Origin of the sequence: Mesorhizobium koreense (assembly GCF_031656215.1) — a bacterium.
GTDB lineage: Bacteria > Pseudomonadota > Alphaproteobacteria > Rhizobiales > Rhizobiaceae > Mesorhizobium_L > Mesorhizobium_L koreense.
The window spans coordinates 2,593,261-2,607,958 of sequence record NZ_CP134228.1; the positions used below are offsets into that span (position 1 = coordinate 2,593,261).

17 protein-coding genes are annotated in these 14,698 nt (G+C 63.4%); 2 read left to right on the top strand and 15 right to left on the bottom strand.

Going from position 1 to position 14,698, the window contains the following annotated elements; translation table 11 throughout:
• Positions 1-8: 8 nt before the first annotated feature.
• Positions 9-218: a hypothetical protein gene (locus RBH77_RS12345; protein WP_311032523.1), complete on the bottom strand. Its 210-nt coding sequence runs from the start codon at positions 216-218 to the stop codon at positions 9-11.
• A gap of 386 nt (positions 219-604) precedes the next feature.
• Here RBH77_RS12345 and RBH77_RS12350 point away from each other — a divergent pair, with 386 nt between their 5' ends.
• On the top strand, positions 605-988 hold the full coding sequence (locus tag RBH77_RS12350) for a c-type cytochrome (protein ID WP_311027886.1): 384 nt from the start codon (positions 605-607) through the stop codon (positions 986-988).
• A 55-nt stretch (positions 989-1,043) separates the two neighbouring features.
• Here RBH77_RS12350 and gph read toward each other — a convergent pair whose 3' ends face one another.
• The 11 genes from gph to RBH77_RS12405 form a co-directional block, all read right to left on the bottom strand.
• Positions 1,044-1,748, bottom strand: a complete 705-nt coding sequence (gene gph / locus RBH77_RS12355; protein WP_311027887.1) for a phosphoglycolate phosphatase — start codon at positions 1,746-1,748, stop codon at positions 1,044-1,046.
• Entirely contained in the window at positions 1,745-2,302 is a 558-nt protein-coding gene (locus tag RBH77_RS12360) for a thioredoxin family protein (RefSeq protein ID WP_311027888.1), read from the bottom strand. The genes gph and RBH77_RS12360 overlap by 4 nt, the downstream gene beginning before the upstream one ends.
• Positions 2,303-2,343: 41 nt before the next feature.
• A complete protein-coding gene (gene rpe / locus RBH77_RS12365) occupies positions 2,344-3,030 on the bottom strand; it encodes a ribulose-phosphate 3-epimerase (protein ID WP_311027889.1) in 687 nt (228 codons plus the stop codon).
• Complete coding sequence (gene cbbX, locus RBH77_RS12370) at positions 3,027-3,968, bottom strand: CbbX protein (protein ID WP_311027890.1); 942 nt, start codon at positions 3,966-3,968, stop codon at positions 3,027-3,029. Before cbbX ends, rpe begins: the two co-directional genes overlap by 4 nt.
• 211 nt (positions 3,969-4,179) lie before the next feature.
• Positions 4,180-4,599 carry a ribulose bisphosphate carboxylase small subunit gene (locus tag RBH77_RS12375; protein ID WP_311027891.1) on the bottom strand — a complete coding sequence of 140 codons (420 nt, stop codon included), beginning with the start codon at positions 4,597-4,599 and terminating at the stop codon, positions 4,180-4,182.
• 11 nt (positions 4,600-4,610) lie between these two features.
• On the bottom strand, positions 4,611-6,071 hold the full coding sequence (locus RBH77_RS12380) for a form I ribulose bisphosphate carboxylase large subunit (RefSeq protein WP_311027892.1): 1,461 nt from the start codon (positions 6,069-6,071) through the stop codon (positions 4,611-4,613).
• Between the two features lie 32 nt (positions 6,072-6,103).
• Positions 6,104-7,183 (bottom strand): class II fructose-bisphosphate aldolase, encoded by a 1,080-nt coding sequence (gene fba / locus RBH77_RS12385; protein WP_311027893.1) that lies wholly within the window; start codon positions 7,181-7,183, stop codon positions 6,104-6,106.
• Positions 7,184-7,194: 11 nt separating this feature from the next.
• On the bottom strand, positions 7,195-9,201 hold the full coding sequence (gene tkt / locus RBH77_RS12390) for a transketolase (protein WP_311027894.1): 2,007 nt from the start codon (positions 9,199-9,201) through the stop codon (positions 7,195-7,197).
• Positions 9,198-9,344 (bottom strand): hypothetical protein, encoded by a 147-nt coding sequence (locus tag RBH77_RS12395; RefSeq protein WP_311027895.1) that lies wholly within the window; start codon positions 9,342-9,344, stop codon positions 9,198-9,200. The genes tkt and RBH77_RS12395 overlap by 4 nt, the downstream gene beginning before the upstream one ends.
• A gap of 20 nt (positions 9,345-9,364) precedes the next feature.
• Positions 9,365-10,237: a phosphoribulokinase gene (locus tag RBH77_RS12400; protein WP_311027896.1), complete on the bottom strand. Its 873-nt coding sequence runs from the start codon at positions 10,235-10,237 to the stop codon at positions 9,365-9,367.
• Between the two features lie 14 nt (positions 10,238-10,251).
• Entirely contained in the window at positions 10,252-11,313 is a 1,062-nt protein-coding gene (locus RBH77_RS12405) for a class 1 fructose-bisphosphatase (RefSeq protein ID WP_311027897.1), read from the bottom strand.
• A gap of 128 nt (positions 11,314-11,441) precedes the next feature.
• On the opposite strand from RBH77_RS12405, the gene RBH77_RS12410 reads away from it, so the two are divergent.
• Entirely contained in the window at positions 11,442-12,395 is a 954-nt protein-coding gene (locus tag RBH77_RS12410) for a LysR family transcriptional regulator (protein WP_311032524.1), read from the top strand.
• A 2-nt stretch (positions 12,396-12,397) separates the two neighbouring features.
• Here RBH77_RS12410 and RBH77_RS12415 read toward each other — a convergent pair whose 3' ends face one another.
• The 3 genes from RBH77_RS12415 to RBH77_RS12425 are packed head-to-tail and all read right to left on the bottom strand — an operon-like array spanning position 12,398 to position 14,681.
• On the bottom strand, positions 12,398-13,033 hold the full coding sequence (locus RBH77_RS12415; protein WP_311027898.1) for a hypothetical protein: 636 nt from the start codon (positions 13,031-13,033) through the stop codon (positions 12,398-12,400).
• Positions 13,030-13,908: a lanthanide ABC transporter permease protein PedC gene (locus RBH77_RS12420; protein ID WP_311027899.1), complete on the bottom strand. Its 879-nt coding sequence runs from the start codon at positions 13,906-13,908 to the stop codon at positions 13,030-13,032. The genes RBH77_RS12415 and RBH77_RS12420 overlap by 4 nt, the downstream gene beginning before the upstream one ends.
• Complete coding sequence (locus tag RBH77_RS12425) at positions 13,905-14,681, bottom strand: lanthanide ABC transporter ATP-binding protein PedB/LutE (RefSeq protein WP_311027900.1); 777 nt, start codon at positions 14,679-14,681, stop codon at positions 13,905-13,907. Before RBH77_RS12425 ends, RBH77_RS12420 begins: the two co-directional genes overlap by 4 nt.
• Positions 14,682-14,698: the final 17 nt, after the last annotated feature.

Sequence of the window (14,698 nt, forward strand, 5' to 3'; positions counted from 1 at the left end):
GGTGGCGGTCAAATGTCGCGCGCCGGGCTGGGGAAGGCGCATTTCCATCGCTTTATCTTGAGTGTCGGATGTTCCTGCGACCATTTCGCGATTTCAGTGGGCGCGCGGAGCATGCATTGCATGAGCGAGCCGTGGCTCTCGAAATGGAGATGTTCGACGCGGCACTGGCTGGGATGGGCGGTCAGGCAAACCGTCAGGATGAGATCGACGAGGTTCATCTTCAGCACCTCTGTTTCGAGCGTCTTGAGCGCTCAATTGGCCATTTGAAGCCGTTCGGCTCCGAGCAAGATCGCCAACTCTTCGGATTCCCATGGTGCCGGTGGAAAGCCGTATGGTGAAAGGCTACGCGCTCACCTTTTCCTCGTCAACAAGCCGGATCGGGGGGGCGGCGAAATGACCAGAGCTCCCAGAATAGCGCGGACCATTACCAACCTGAACCTTTGTACGGTTGACTTCCACTAGCTGCGGGCTAGCCTTTCGGGAGATCTCGTCGCCATGCGCCGCGAGGCTGCTCGCCGCCGACTGCGCATGCCGACGGCCAGCGAACGAATAAAGGCATGCGGCTATCGTCCAGGGCACCCAGACGAGCCAAGAAGGAAACGCCATGCGTGCAATCGCAGTCTTCGCAACCCTGTCCGTTGCTGTCCTCATCACAAGTTCCGCTCGGGCACAGGATGCCGCGGCGGGGGAGAAAGTCTTTGCCAAATGCAAGATTTGCCATGTCGCGGATAAGGACCAGAATAAAGTCGGACCCTCGCTGCACGGCGTGATCGGCCGGACCGCAGGCACGCACCCGGGATTCAAATATTCCCCCGCCATGATCGAAGCAGGCAAATCGGGTGTCGTCTGGGACGAACCCACACTGACGAAATACCTGCACGATCCGAAGGCGATGGTGAAGGGCACCAAGATGGCTTTCCCCGGCCTCAAGGATGACAAGGACATCGCCAATGTCATCGCTTACCTGGAGCAGGAATCGAAGAAGTAGGCTTTTTAGCGTGGGCCGGCCGCCGAAGAGGCGCGGCCGGCATTCCTCGTACTATTCACGCGGCGGTAGAAAGCTCCTGTAGCGCAGCCGGGAGTTCGAGCATGCTGTCGCAGACCAGGTCGGCGCCGATCTCCTCCAACGGAACCTGCGTATAGCCGCCGCGCACCAGAGCGACTGACATGCCGGCGGCGCGCGCCGCGCCGGCATCGGCGATACTGTCGCCCACCATCAGCGCGTCGCCCGGCTTGGCATGCAGCCGATCCAGCGCCATGAGCAACCCGTCCGGTGCCGGTTTCTGGTGACTGACGGCATCGCCTCCGACTATCACGCCGAAAAATTCGGTCAGGCCGAAATGCAGCAGGACCTGGCGGGCGGCCAGTTGCGGCTTGTTGGTGACCACTCCCATCGCGATGCCGGCCATATGGAAATGCGCCAGTGTCTCGCGAACGCCCGGCATGAGGGTCGCGAGATCGGTCACATGACGAAGATAGATCGGCTTCATCGTCTCATGGGCCTGATCGAGCTCGGTAGCGGAGAGGGGAGTGCCGGAGGCGGCGAAGGCGCGTTCGATCAGCTTCCTCACGCCGTCGCCGATCATCGATTTGATGTCGGACAGTGAAAGCGGCGGCAGGCCGCGCGTCGCGAGCAGTTCGTTGACGGCAGCAGCGATATCGGGCGCGGAATCGACCAGCGTGCCGTCCAGATCGAACAGGATCGCCTTTGGGCTGCGCAACAAGGGGGCGGCAACGATGCCGGTCATGCGGTTTCCTTCCATTTGATCGAGCACCCGATCGACGCGATCTGAACTCGCGGACCGTTGCCGGTGCGGGCCACTTGTCGCATCGCCTGAAAGAGATCGCGCCTGAGGTCCGGCGGACCGGCCTCGCGGCGCGAAGCATCGAGCCGGCCGCGATATTGCAGGGTCAGGTCGCTGTTGAAGCCGAAGAAATCAGGCGTGCACGCCGCGTCATAGGCGCGCGCAACGCTTTGATCCTCGTCGTGAAGGTAAGGAAAGGAAAAGCGGTGCGCCTCGGCGAAGGATTTCATGTTCTCGAAGGAATCCTCCGGATAGGTCCCGGCGTCGTTGGAATTGATTGCGACGAACCCAATATCCTCTGCTTTCAGATCGTTGGCGTCGCGCACGATGCGTGAAATCACCGCCTTCACATAGGGGCAGTGGTTGCAGATGAAAACCACCACAAGGCCGTTCGGGCCGGCCTGGTCGAGGATGGAATGCGCCTTGCCGTCGACGCCGGGGAGGGTGGCGTCCACTGCCGGCCAGCCGAAATCGCAAAGGGGAGGTGCTACCGCCATTCTTCGATTCCTGTCCTGGCGTCTTCGATATTCAAACAGACTTAGGCAGCTTTGCGGATAGCGCCATCTGCTGCCTGCCTGATGGCGGCGATATTGTCGTGATATGCGGCTTCCGTGCCACCCTTGAAGACGGCCGAACCGGCGACCAGTACGTTAGCGCCGGCGGCAGTGACCAGAGGCGCCGTCTCCGGCGTGACGCCGCCGTCGATCTCGATGTCGATCGGGCGCGAGCCGATCAGTGCCTTGATGCGCCTGACCTTCTCTACGACCGCCGGAATGAATGCCTGGCCGCCGAAGCCGGGATTGACCGTCATCAACAGGATGAGGTCGAGCCGGTCGAGCACGTATTCGATGGCGCTTTCGGGCGTGGACGGATTGAGCGACACGCCGGCTTTCCTCCCGAGATTCCGGACTGCTTGCAGCGAACGGTCGAGATGCGGTCCGGCCTCAGCGTGCACCGTGATGATGTCGCAGCCGACATCGGCGAAGGCGGCAAGATAGGGATCGACCGGCGCGATCATCAGATGACAATCGAACACCTTGTCGGTGCGGTTGCGGATCGCCTTGATGACAGGCGGACCGAAGGTGATATTCGGCACGAAATGCCCGTCCATCACGTCGAGATGGATCCAGTCCGCACCGGCAGCGGCGACCGCCTCCACCTCGTCGCCAAGGCGGGAGAAGTCGGCCGACAGGACGGAAGGAGCTATGATGGTGTCGCTTTTCATGCACTTTCTCCCTTCCTGTCCGGCTTCATGGCGAAGACGCGGCTGGCGGTGATGTCGTCCGCTGAAATCGTCGACAGCGTCGCGGCATCGAGTGGGCCTGCCGAACCCTCGAACAGCCGGTTTGCCTGCCTGAGGCGCGCCCGGTCGAGCGCGTTGCGGATCGAGCGCGCATTGGCGAAATGCGGTTGCGCGCGGCGACGGGCGATATAGTCGGCCATCGCCTTTCTTGCCGGCTTGTCGAACAGATAATTCTGTTGGTCGAGCATGTTTCCCGCGATCCGGAGCAATTCATCATCGGTGTAATCCGGAAAATCGATGTGATGCGCAATGCGTGAACGGAATCCCGGATTGCTCTCGAAGAAGCGGTCCATACGTTCCGCATAGCCGGCGAGGATGACGACCAGATCGTCGCGCTGGTTCTCCATCACCTGCAACAGGATCTCGATCGCTTCCTGGCCATAGTCGCGCTCGTTCTCAGGGCGGTAGAGATAATAGGCCTCATCGATGAACAGCACGCCACCCATGGCCTTCTTCAGGATTTCCTTGGTCTTGGGCGCGGTGTGGCCGATATATTGCCCGACCAGATCGTCGCGCGTGACCGAGACGAGATGGCCCTTGCGGATATAGCCGAGGCGGTGGAGCAGGTCGGCCATGCGCAACGCCACCGTCGTCTTGCCGGTGCCGGGATTGCCGGTGAAGCTCATATGTAGCGTCGGCGTGTCGTGTGCCAGCCCCATGCTGCGCCGCGCCCGCTCGACCAGCAGAAGCGCCGCCGTTTCGCGGATCCGCTTCTTCACCGGTGCTAGGCCGATCAGGTCGCGGTCGAGCTCGGCCAGCACCTCCTTGACACCGGAATGCTCGAATTCGGCGCGCAGGTCGACGGAGGTGGGAGCAGGCTCCGGCGTGAGTTCGATATTGGCTATGGCGGCTTCGGACATGACTAGTTCTCGATCTACTGGTTCGATTCGGCTTTACCCCCACTCCGTCCGCTTCGCGGCCACCTCTCCCCCACTTTCGTGGGGTAGAGGAAGGGAGCCAGGCCGCGCGGCCAGCGCTTCCTCTCCCCCCATCGAGCGGGGGAGAGGTGGCGCGCGAAGCGCGACGGAGTGGGGGTCGAACTTCATAGGCGATGGTCCTGCAGCTTTGTCGTCACCCATACCTCGCGCCGGTCGGGCGATCGGCTGCGTAGGGCTTCGTCGTGTAGCGCACGACGCGGCCTTGCGCTTCCTGCCGTTCCAGCCGGTAGCCGGGCTCGTCTGCCGGGCGGTTGACGATGAAGGAAAGCTTCACCGATTCCCAGCCATGCGAAGCGTCGAAGGCGACGACGCGGATGTAGCGGTCGCCATAGACCTTGCGGCATTCCTTGAGTTCGAACAGCAGCGCCGCGGCATCGGGATTGTCGAACATAGGGTGGCCCCACATGTCCCAGTAGGTGTTGCGCGGATGCGGGTCGTCGGTGAATTCCAGGCTGACGGCCCATTGATTGTCGATGCAGTACTGCACCTGCGCCCTGATCTGGTCATCGGTCAGATCGGGCAGGAAGGAAAAGGCTCCTTGGGTGATGCGCATGGTCTTTCTCCTTATTCGGCTGCCGTCGCCACCGGCACGAAGTCCGGCGAGTCGGTCGAGGCGTAGTTGAAGGTCACGTCCTTCCAGGTTTCGAGCGCCTGCTTGAGGGGCAGGCAGGTCTGTGCCGCTGCTTCGAGGATTTCCGGCCCCTTGCGGACATAGTCGCGGCCCTCGTTGCGGGCGAGAACCATGCATTCGAGCGCCACGCGGTTGGCGGTGGCGCCCGCCGCGATCCCCATCGGGTGGCCGATCGTGCCGCCGCCGAACTGGAGGATCGTATCCTCGCCGAGCAGGTCGAGAAGCTGGTGCATCTGGCCGGCATGGATGCCCCCGGACGCCACCGGCATGAGCTTGTTGAGCGAGGCCCAGTGCTGGTCGAAGAAGACGCCGTTCTCCAGCCGCATGGGATTAAAGTCCTCGCGGCAGATGTCGTAATAGCCCTTGGTGGTGGCCGGGTCCCCCTCCAGCTTGCCGACGACGGTGCCGGCATGGATGTGGTCGACGCCGGCCAGCCGCATCCACTTGGCGATGACACGGAAGGAGACGCCGTGGCTCTTCTGGCGCGTGTAGGTCGAGTGGCCGGCGCGATGGAGATGCAGGACCATGTCGTTGCGGCGCGCCCACTTCGCCATCGACTGGATAGCCGTATAGCCGATGACGAGGTCGATCATGACCACGACCGAGCCGAGTTCCTTGGCGAATTCTGCACGCTCGTACATGTCCTCCATCGTCGCGGCGGTGACGTTCAGGTAGGTACCCTTGATCTCGCCGGTTTCGGCCTGGGCCTTGTTGACGGCCTCCATGCAGTAGAGGAAGCGCTCGCGCCAATGCATGAAGGGCTGCGAGTTGATGTTCTCGTCGTCCTTGGTGAAGTCGAGCCCGCCCTTCAGCGCCTCATAAACGACGCGCCCGTAATTGCGGCCCGACAGGCCGAGCTTCGGCTTGACGGTGGCGCCGAGCAGCGGCCGGCCGAACTTGTCGAGGCGTTCGCGCTCGACGACGATGCCGGTGGCCGGGCCCTGGAAGGTCTTCACATAGGCGACCGGCAGGCGCATGTCTTCGAGCCTGAGAGCCTTAAGCGGCTTGAAGCCGAAGACGTTGCCGATGATCGACGCCGTCAGATTGGCGATGGAGCCCGGCTCGAACAGGTCGAGGTCATAGGCGATATAGGCGAAATATTGCCCCGGCGCGTTCGGCACAGGATCGACCCGGTAGGCCTTGGCGCGGTACTTCTCCTTGGCCGTCAGGCGGTCGGTCCAGACCACCGTCCAGGTCGCGGTCGAACTCTCGCCGGCGACCGCCGCCGCCGCCTCGATCGGATCGACGCCGTCCTGCGGCGTTATGCGGAACACCGAAATGATATCGGTGTCCTTGGGCTCATAGTCGGGCTCCCAATAGCCCATCTTCTTGTATTCCATGACACCGGATCTGTAGCGCGCCGCTCCGGTGACGGTCTGGGACTTGCTGTCCATGGCTCTGGTCCTTTCTTTCTGTTCTGGACCGCTCACGCGGCCCGGGCGGTTGCGATCTGCGGGTCGAACTTGCCCGCGGCGTAGCGCCTGGCCATCTCGTCCATGGCGATGACCTTGATCCTCGAGGCGTTGCCGGCTGTGCCGAAGCGTTCGAAGCGATCGCGGCAGAGGTCGCGCAGCGCGTCCATCGCGGGTTTGAGGAATTTGCGCGGGTCGAACTCGCGCGGGTTCTCGGTGGCGATGCGGCGGAACTGGCCTGTCATCGCCATGCGGCAGTCGGTGTCGATGTTGACCTTGCGGACGCCGTGGCGGATGCCGCGCTCGATCTCTTCCACCGGCACGCCGAAGGTCTGGGGCATCTCGCCGCCATTCGCATTGATGATGTCCTGCAATTCCTGCGGCACGGAGGAGGAGCCGTGCATGACCAGATGCGTGTTCGGTAGTTTGGCGTGGATCGCCTCTATGACATGCATGGCGAGGATGTCGCCGTCCGGCTTGCGCGTGAACTTGTAGGCGCCGTGCGAGGTACCGCAGGCGATCGCCAGCGCGTCGACACCCGTGCGGGTGACGAAGTCGGCAGCCTGGTCCGGATCGGTGAGGAGTTGGTCGTGCGACAGCGCACCCTCCGCGCCGTGGCCGTCCTCGGCTTCGCCCTGGCCGGTCTCCAGCGAGCCCAGCACACCGAGTTCGCCTTCGACCGAGGCGCCGACCCAATGCGCCATCCGCGCCACGCGTTCCGTGATGGCGACGTTATAGTCGTAGCTCGCCGGGGTCTTGGCATCGGCTTCGAGCGAGCCGTCCATCATCACGGAGGTGAAACCGTGGCGGATCGCCGACAGGCAGGTGGCCTCGTCGTTGCCGTGGTCCTGATGGATGCAGAGCGGGATCGCCGGCCAGGTCTCCGCCAGCGCCTCCATCATGCGGGCGAGCATGATGTCTCCGGCATAGGAGCGCGCGCCGCGCGAAGCCTGCAGGATGACCGGCGCGTCGCAGGCGGCGGCCGCCTCCACGATGGCGAGGCCCTGCTCCATGTTGTTGATGTTGAAGGCGGGCACGCCGTAGCCGTGCTCGGCGGCGTGGTCGAGTAGCTGGCGGAGCGTTATGCGGGCCATGATCCGTCCTTTCAGATGATGAGCTTCAGCGCGGCTTGAGCGACGGCTTCCGGGGTGATGCCGAAATGGCGGTAGAGGTCGGAGGCAGGGGCGCTGGCGCCGAAGCCCGTCATGCCGACAAAGGCGCCGTTCTCGCCGATCCAGCGGTCCCAGCCGAGCCGGGCCGCCGCCTCGACCGCGACGCGCGGGGCCGAGCCGAGCACGGCCTTGCGGTAGGCGGCGTCCTGCTCCTCGAACAATTCCCAGGAGGGCATCGACACGACAGCGGCGGCGATGCCGTGTTCGGCATCGAGCTTTTCCGCGGCGGCGACCGCGATCTCAACCTCTGAGCCGGTGGCGAGCAGGGTTACGGCGCGGTGCCCACCCGGCTCGCGCAGGACATAGGCGCCGCGCGCGGAGCGGTTCTCTGCCGTATAGGCCTGGCGCAGCATCGGCAGGTTCTGGCGCGACAGCACCAGCACGCTTGGCTGGTTCTCGCTCTGGAGCGCCAGCTCCCAGCACTCGGCGGTCTCGATGATATCGGCCGGGCGATAGACGTCGAGGTTCGGCGTCGCGCGCAGCATTGCCAGATGCTCGATCGGCTGATGCGTTGGGCCGTCCTCGCCGAGCCCGATGGAATCGTGCGTCATCACATAGATGACACGCTGGCCCATCAGCGCCGAAAGCCTGATCGCGCCGCGCGCATAATCGGCGAAGCAGAGGAAGGTGCCGCCATAAGGGATGAAGCCGCCATGCAGCGCGATGCCGTTCATCGCCGCCGCCATGCCGTGCTCGCGGATGCCGTAATGGATATAGCGGCCTGCATAGTCACCGGGTGCGATGCGTGCCATGTCCCTGGTGACGGTGAGGTTCGAATGCGTCAGGTCGGCGGAGCCGCCGACGGTCAGATCGGTCGCAGCATTGATCACGCCGAGCACCATTTCGGAAGCCTTGCGGGTGGCGACCTTGGTCTTCTGCTCGATATGCTCCTTGCGGAAAGCATCGAGAGCCGAAAGCACGGCGTCGGGAATTTTGCCGGCAATAGCGGCGTCGAAAGCCTCGCGCTGCGGCGATGCCGCCAGCCTCTGTTCCCAGGCAAGCCGTGCCGCCTTGCCGCGTTCGGCGATGTCGCGCCAAGCCGAGAGGATGTCGCCCGGGACCTCGAAGGGCGCGTGCAGCCAGCCGATATTTAGCCTCGTCGCGGCGATCTCAGTCTCGCCTAGCGGCGCGCCATGGGTCTTTTCCGAGCCCCCGAGATTGGGCGCGCCCTTGCCGATCACGGTCCGGCAGGCGATCAGCGAAGGCCGGTCGGATGCGCGCGCGACCTCGATCGCGGCGGCGACCGCCTCCATGTCGTGGCCGTCGACTTCCTCGACATGCCAGCCGGCGGCGCGGAAACGCGCCGGCTGGTCCATCGAAGTCGAGAGCGAGGTTGGGCCGTCGATGGAAATCCGGTTGTCGTCCCAAAAGACGACCAGACGCGACAGCTTCAGATGTCCCGCGAGGTCGATCGCCTCGTGACTGATGCCTTCCTGAAGGCAGCCGTCGCCGGCGATCACATAGGTGTAGTGATCGACCAGATCGGTGCCGTAGCGTGCGGCGAGCATCCGTTCGGCCAGAGCCATGCCAACAGCGGTCGAGATACCCTGGCCGAGCGGGCCGGTCGTCGTCTCGATCCCCAGCGCGTGACCGTATTCCGGGTGGCCGGCGGTGCGGCTACCGAGCTGGCGGAAGCGCTTCAACTGCTCGACCGGCATGTCCTCGTAGCCGAGCAGGTAATGCAGGGCGTATTGCAGCATCGAGCCATGGCCGGCCGAGAGCACGAAACGGTCGCGGTCGGGCCAGTCGGGCTTCGACGGATCAAGCCTGATGAAGCGGTTGAAGAGGACGGTCGCCACGTCGGCCATGCCCATCGGCATGCCGGGATGGCCGGAATTCGCCTTCTGCACGCCGTCCATCGCCAGCGCCCGTATGGCGTTCGCCATGTCTTGTTCGGAGACGGCGGGCTCGGCAAGTGGCTTGATCGCAACTTGGCTCATGACTGCCTCCGCCGCGTGACGGCGCGGACCGCGATGCGGCGCCACTCTGGCGTATCGAGGGGAGGCTGCATCACAAGGCGCACGACGGTCGGCAGGAGCATCAGCGCCAGGAACATGGTCAGAAATATCTGGGTCAGAAACATCGGGGTTCCTCCTCTGGGCTCTAGGACGCGCGGTTCCTGCGCTCGATCAGTTGCAGGATGAGCGGCGTCAGGATCAGTTGCATGGCGAGATCGAGCTTCGCCCCCGGTACGACGATGGAATTCGGCCGCGACATGAACGAATCGTGGATCATCGACAGCAGATACGGAAAATCGATGCCGCGCGGATTGGCGAAGCGGATGACCAGCATCGATTCGTCCGGCGTGGGGATCCAGCGCGCAATGAAAGGATCCGACGTGTCGACGATCGGCACCCGCTGGAAGTTGATATTGGTCTGCGAGAATTGCGGGATGATGTAGCGGGTATAGTCCGGCATCCGGCGCAGGATCACATCCATCACCGCTTCGGTGGAATAGCCGCGCGTCGCCCGGTCGCGATGGATCTTCTGGATCCATTCGAGGTTGATGACGGGCACGACGCCGATCTTGAGATCGGCATGCCGGGCGAGGTTCACCTTGTCGGTGACGACGCAGCCATGCAGCCCTTCGTAGAAGAGCAGGTCGCTCGGCGCGAATTCCCGCCAGTCCGTGAAGGTGCCGGGCGGCGTGCCGTAAAGCTCGCCCTCTTCCTCGTCATGGACATAGGTGCGTGTCCGCCCCGAGCCCCGGCGGCCATATTCCTCGAATATCTCTTCGAGCTTTTCGAGTTCGTTGGCTTCGACGTTGAAATGGTTGAAGTTCGGGTTGCCCGCTTTTTCCTCCGCGGCGACCTTCTTCTTCATCGCTTCGCGGTCGTAGCGATGGAAGGCGTCACCCTCGATGAAGGCGGCCTCGATCTGCTCGCGCCGAAAGATCTGCTCGAAGATGCGCTTGACCGACGTCGTGCCGGCTCCCGAGGAGCCGGTGATCGAGATGATGGGATGCCTGGCCGACATGGGTTAATCTCCGGTCAGGCGCGGAAAAGGCCGCGATTGCCGAACAGAGGCGAACGCTCGCCGATGCCGGAGGGCGAGGTGTGGTAGCGTGCAATACGCTCGACTTCCCGCGCCGATCCGAACACGACCGGCACGCGCTGGTGCAGGTCGGAGGGCGTGATCTCGAGGATGCGGTTGACGCTGTCGGTGGCGCCGCCGGAGGCCTGCTCGACGAGATAGGCGATCGGGTTGGCTTCGTAGACGAGGCGCAGTCGGCCCTGATGGTAGCCCCTGCGCTGATCGGCGGGATAGAGGAACACGCCGCCGCGCATCAGGATGCGATAGCAGTCGGCCACCAGCGATGCGATCCAGCGCATGTTGAAGTCCTTGCCGCGCGGCCCCTCGGTGCCTTCCATGCAGTCGTCGATGTAGAGCCGGACAGCCTCGTCCCAATGCCGGTAGTTGGCGGCATTGATGGCGAATTCCTGCGTGCGGGCAGGGATGAGGCGGCTTTCATAGGCCTGGACGAAAGTGCCCAGCCGGGTCGACAAGACGAAGACATGCGTGCCGCTGCCGAGCGAAAGTACCAGCGCCAGTTGCGGCCCGTAGATGAAGAAGCCGGCGCCAAGCTGGTTCACTCCCGCCTGCAAAAAAGGGGCGGCCGGATCGGCATCCGGCGCGCCAGTTACAGGGAGGCCAGTCGCGGGGAGGAGCGAGAAAATCGTGCCGATGGAAACATTGGTGTCGATGTTGGAGGAGCCGTCGAGCGGATCGATCGCAATGGCGAGCGGAGCCGTGCTGTCGAGCAGGACGGGCAGTTCCAGCTCTTCGGAAACGTAGAGCGCAACCGGCGCGTGACGCATCGCATCGAGGAAGATGTCGTCGGCGAAGACGTCGAGATCCTTCTGCTCATCGCCGTCCGCGTTCCTGCCGCGCGCGCGGGCAAAAGCGGTGCCGAGCGCGCCCTGATCGATGGTGCGGCGGACCTTGATGGCGGCCTGTGTCAGTTCGCGGATCGTGGCCACGACCGCCGTCCGGATTTGGTCCTCAGGATCGAGCCAGGAATTCAGGAATGCATCGAGCGTAGCGGCCGACATCGTTCTCTCCCGAACCGGTCGCGCCGCCTTTCTGGGGCCGACCGGATCGGGAAAATGAGAGCAGACGATACTTCATAAGGAAATTTGAATAACTTTACTTACAAGCTAAAATGAATTTATCTTTCGCCATGCGCAACCTCACCCTAAAGCAGTTGAAGGCGGTTCAGGCGATCGTTGACCACGGGAAAATCATCAATGCCGCCAATGCCTTGGGCCTTTCTCCGCCGGCCGTCACGATCCAGCTAAGGCAGTTGGAGGAAGAGGCCGGGCTTACCCTGTTCGACCGCACGACGGACGGTATGCGTCCCACTGCCGCAGGGCTGGCCTTTCTCGATGCAGCGCAGGCGATCGAGGAGCGGCTGCGGATGCTGGACGACCAGATGGATGCGATCAGGGGCGTCAAGACGGGAAGCATCCGTCTCGGCGCGGTCTCGACGGCGAAATATTTCGCGCCGCGGCTGATGGCGGCCTTCATGAAGGAATATCCGGACATCGAGATGCGGCTCGTCATCGGGAACCGCGCCGAGACGATCGCCAGCTTGAAGAACCGCGATATCGACATCGCCCTGATGGGCCGACCGGCGAAGGACGTGCCGGTGCGCGCCTCCGCCTTCGGCGACCACCCGCTGGTTATCATCGCGCCGCCGGATCATCCGCTCGCCGGAACCCGCGACATCTCCAAGGAGCGCATTGCCGAAGAGCATTTCATCATCCGCGAGCCGGGCTCCGGCACACGCATCTCGCTGGAAATCTTCCTGGGCGAAGTACCGGGCCGCATCGACGATCTCGGCCTCGAGATGGATTCCAACGAGACGATCAAGCAGGCGGTGATGGCCGGGCTGGGCATCGCCTTCATCTCTGCCCACACCATTGCCTTCGAGGTGGAGGCCGGGCGGCTGGTCATCCTCGACGTGGCCGGCATGCCGATCCGCAGGCAATGGTTCTCGGTGATGCGCAGCGATCACGCCATCTCGCCAGCGATGGCGACCTTCCACGATTTCCTGATGCGCAAGGGTGCGATGTACCTGCCGCTGTTCGGGAAGCTTTATCCGGACAGCGGCTTCGCGCCGCCGGATCGCTGATACTATTTCTTCTTCTCTCCTGGAAGCGATTCGGCGGCTGTCTTCATCAATTGATAGAGCCGCTGCTCCAGTATCGTCGGCACCTCGCAGACATAGGTCAGCGATTTCGTGCGCTCATCGAAGGTGCGGATGTCGAAATTGAGCTGGTCGGTCCGCCGCTCGATCTCGTCCGGATCGGCATTCGGCTTGGCGCGCAGCGCGTCGACTTCCGCGGATTCCTTGCGCACATAGGCCGCGAAGTCAGTCTGGTTCCGCGCATAGTGGCTGATGCCGACCATCACGTCCGACCGCTCCCGGTTCATGTGGTCGAACAATCCCTGGACCAACAGCATCATACGCGGACCTTTCTGGTCCGGCGCGAGTGAAGCGGCGAAATCGCGGATCTTGTTTTCCGCCTCGTCAAGCGGCATCCGTCGCTGCGCTATCTCTTCCACCAGCGACGAGACTCCGGAATCCTTGTCCCAGTCCTTGGTACTTTCCGGCAAAGTGGGTCCGGTCCAGAACTGGCCGAGCGAAAGCTGCGGCACCTTGCGTTGCTGGCAGGGCCAGGAAGGATCGGGCTCTGCCGCCTTCACGGGAAGCGAAAGCGCGGGAAGCAGAAGCGTTGCGGCCAAAGCCGGGATCAGATGCTTGATCATCCGTTTCCTCCTCTATCCTGCTTGCGCGTCATCAGGCCGCGCGAGGGGTCATAGGCGAAGATGGCGCCTGCGAGAAAAACGATCGTGTAACCGGCGACCACGCCGAGCGAAATCCAGTTGAGCTCGCCATAGAACGCGAAGCGGATCAGTTCGACCGCATGTGTGAAGGGGTTCACGAGGCAGATCTTGTAGAGCGGCGGACTGCCCTGCTGGATGAACCAGAGCGGGTAGAGCGCCGAGGAAGCGAAATAGGCCGGGAAGATGACGAAATTCATGATGCCGGCGAAATTCTCGAGCTGCTTGATCATGGAGGAGAGCAGCATGCCGAGCGCGCACAGCATCAGTCCGGAAAGGAATAGCGCGGGCAGGATATAGAGATAGCCCATGGCCGGCGCCTTGACGCCCCATAGCCGGGCAATCACCAGAAAGGCGTAGACCTGTGCGATGGAGACGACGACGCCGGCGAGCATCTTCGACACCAGCAGGAACCAGCGCGGGAAAGGACTGACCAGCAGGGTGCGCATGTTTCCCATCTCGCGGTCGTAAACCATGGAAAGGGAGGACTGCATGCCCGAGAAAAGCAGGATCATGCCGCAGAGGCCCGGCGTGATGTAGACTTCGTAAAGGACATAGGTCTTGTAGGGTGGGATTATCGACACGCCGAGCACCTGCCGGAATCCCGCCGCGAAGATGAAGAGCCAGAGAAGCGGGCGCACCAGCGCTGCGATGAAGCGTTCGCGCTGATGCAGGAAGCGCAGGCCTTCCCTCAGCATGATACCCGAAAGGCAGATGGCGTATTGCCCGAGGCCGAAGCCGCGCGACGGCAACGGCACAGCGGTCGCGGCATCGACCCTGGTGGCCGGTTCGCTTGTCATGACGCCTCCGTGGCGCTCGGCTGGCCGATGCCGCTCAGTTCGGAAAAGGCCGCGCGGATCGAGCTCTTGCCTGTCGATTGGACCACATCGCGCACGCTTCCCTTGGCGACGAGATTGCCTTGCCGCAGCACCACCACATCGTCGCCATCCTCGACCTCGTCGATCAGGTGGGTGGCCCACAAGATGCCGATCCCTTCGGTCTCGACCAACCGCCTTATCGTCCGCAAGATGGCGGCGCGGGACTGGATGTCGAGCCCGACCGTCGCTTCGTCGAGCAGGAGTAAGGACGGACGGTGGAGCAGCGCGCGCGCGATCTCGACCCGCCGCATCTGGCCGCCCGACAGGCTGCGCGCCTTGTCCTGTAGGCGGTCGCTGAGATCGACGATCTCGAGTAGTTCGGCGATGCGCTTCCGCGCATCCCTGCGGCCGATGCCGTGCAGCGCGGCGTGGTAGGTGAGGTTCTGGCGGACGCTGAGATCGAGGTCGAGCGTGCGCGCCTGGAAGACGATGCCGAGCCGGCGAAGCGCCTCGCCGGAGGCTCGGGCGACGTCGAAACCGAAAATCCGGATCGAGCCGCTTCTCGTATTGTAGAGCCGAGTGATGAGCGAGAAGAGCGTCGTCTTGCCGGCGCCGTTGAGCCCAAGCAGCACGGTGAAGCTCGCCGGCGCGATCGAGAAGGAGACCTCGTTCAGCGCCTTCTTGGGGCCATAGGAATGGCTGACGCCCGAGACGTCGAGCGCCGCCACACCGCCATCCGCCTTCACATGCCGCACTCCGCCAACCCCTTTGT

What these genes read in the sequence shown, in the direction of transcription:
- RBH77_RS12345 (WP_311032523.1), bottom strand. Translation starts at nt 218, where the DNA reads ATGAACCTCGTCGATCTCATCCTGACGGTTTGCCTGACCGCCCATCCC.
- RBH77_RS12350 (WP_311027886.1), top strand. Translation starts at nt 605, where the DNA reads ATGCGTGCAATCGCAGTCTTCGCAACCCTGTCCGTTGCTGTCCTCATC.
- gph (WP_311027887.1), bottom strand. Translation starts at nt 1,748, where the DNA reads ATGACCGGCATCGTTGCCGCCCCCTTGTTGCGCAGCCCAAAGGCGATC.
- RBH77_RS12360 (WP_311027888.1), bottom strand. Translation starts at nt 2,302, where the DNA reads ATGGCGGTAGCACCTCCCCTTTGCGATTTCGGCTGGCCGGCAGTGGAC.
- rpe (WP_311027889.1), bottom strand. Translation starts at nt 3,030, where the DNA reads ATGAAAAGCGACACCATCATAGCTCCTTCCGTCCTGTCGGCCGACTTC.
- cbbX (WP_311027890.1), bottom strand. Translation starts at nt 3,968, where the DNA reads ATGTCCGAAGCCGCCATAGCCAATATCGAACTCACGCCGGAGCCTGCT.
- RBH77_RS12375 (WP_311027891.1), bottom strand. Translation starts at nt 4,599, where the DNA reads ATGCGCATCACCCAAGGAGCCTTTTCCTTCCTGCCCGATCTGACCGAT.
- RBH77_RS12380 (WP_311027892.1), bottom strand. Translation starts at nt 6,071, where the DNA reads ATGGACAGCAAGTCCCAGACCGTCACCGGAGCGGCGCGCTACAGATCC.
- fba (WP_311027893.1), bottom strand. Translation starts at nt 7,183, where the DNA reads ATGGCCCGCATAACGCTCCGCCAGCTACTCGACCACGCCGCCGAGCAC.
- tkt (WP_311027894.1), bottom strand. Translation starts at nt 9,201, where the DNA reads ATGAGCCAAGTTGCGATCAAGCCACTTGCCGAGCCCGCCGTCTCCGAA.
- RBH77_RS12395 (WP_311027895.1), bottom strand. Translation starts at nt 9,344, where the DNA reads ATGTTTCTGACCCAGATATTTCTGACCATGTTCCTGGCGCTGATGCTC.
- RBH77_RS12400 (WP_311027896.1), bottom strand. Translation starts at nt 10,237, where the DNA reads ATGTCGGCCAGGCATCCCATCATCTCGATCACCGGCTCCTCGGGAGCC.
- RBH77_RS12405 (WP_311027897.1), bottom strand. Translation starts at nt 11,313, where the DNA reads ATGTCGGCCGCTACGCTCGATGCATTCCTGAATTCCTGGCTCGATCCT.
- RBH77_RS12410 (WP_311032524.1), top strand. Translation starts at nt 11,442, where the DNA reads ATGCGCAACCTCACCCTAAAGCAGTTGAAGGCGGTTCAGGCGATCGTT.
- RBH77_RS12415 (WP_311027898.1), bottom strand. Translation starts at nt 13,033, where the DNA reads ATGATCAAGCATCTGATCCCGGCTTTGGCCGCAACGCTTCTGCTTCCC.
- RBH77_RS12420 (WP_311027899.1), bottom strand. Translation starts at nt 13,908, where the DNA reads ATGACAAGCGAACCGGCCACCAGGGTCGATGCCGCGACCGCTGTGCCG.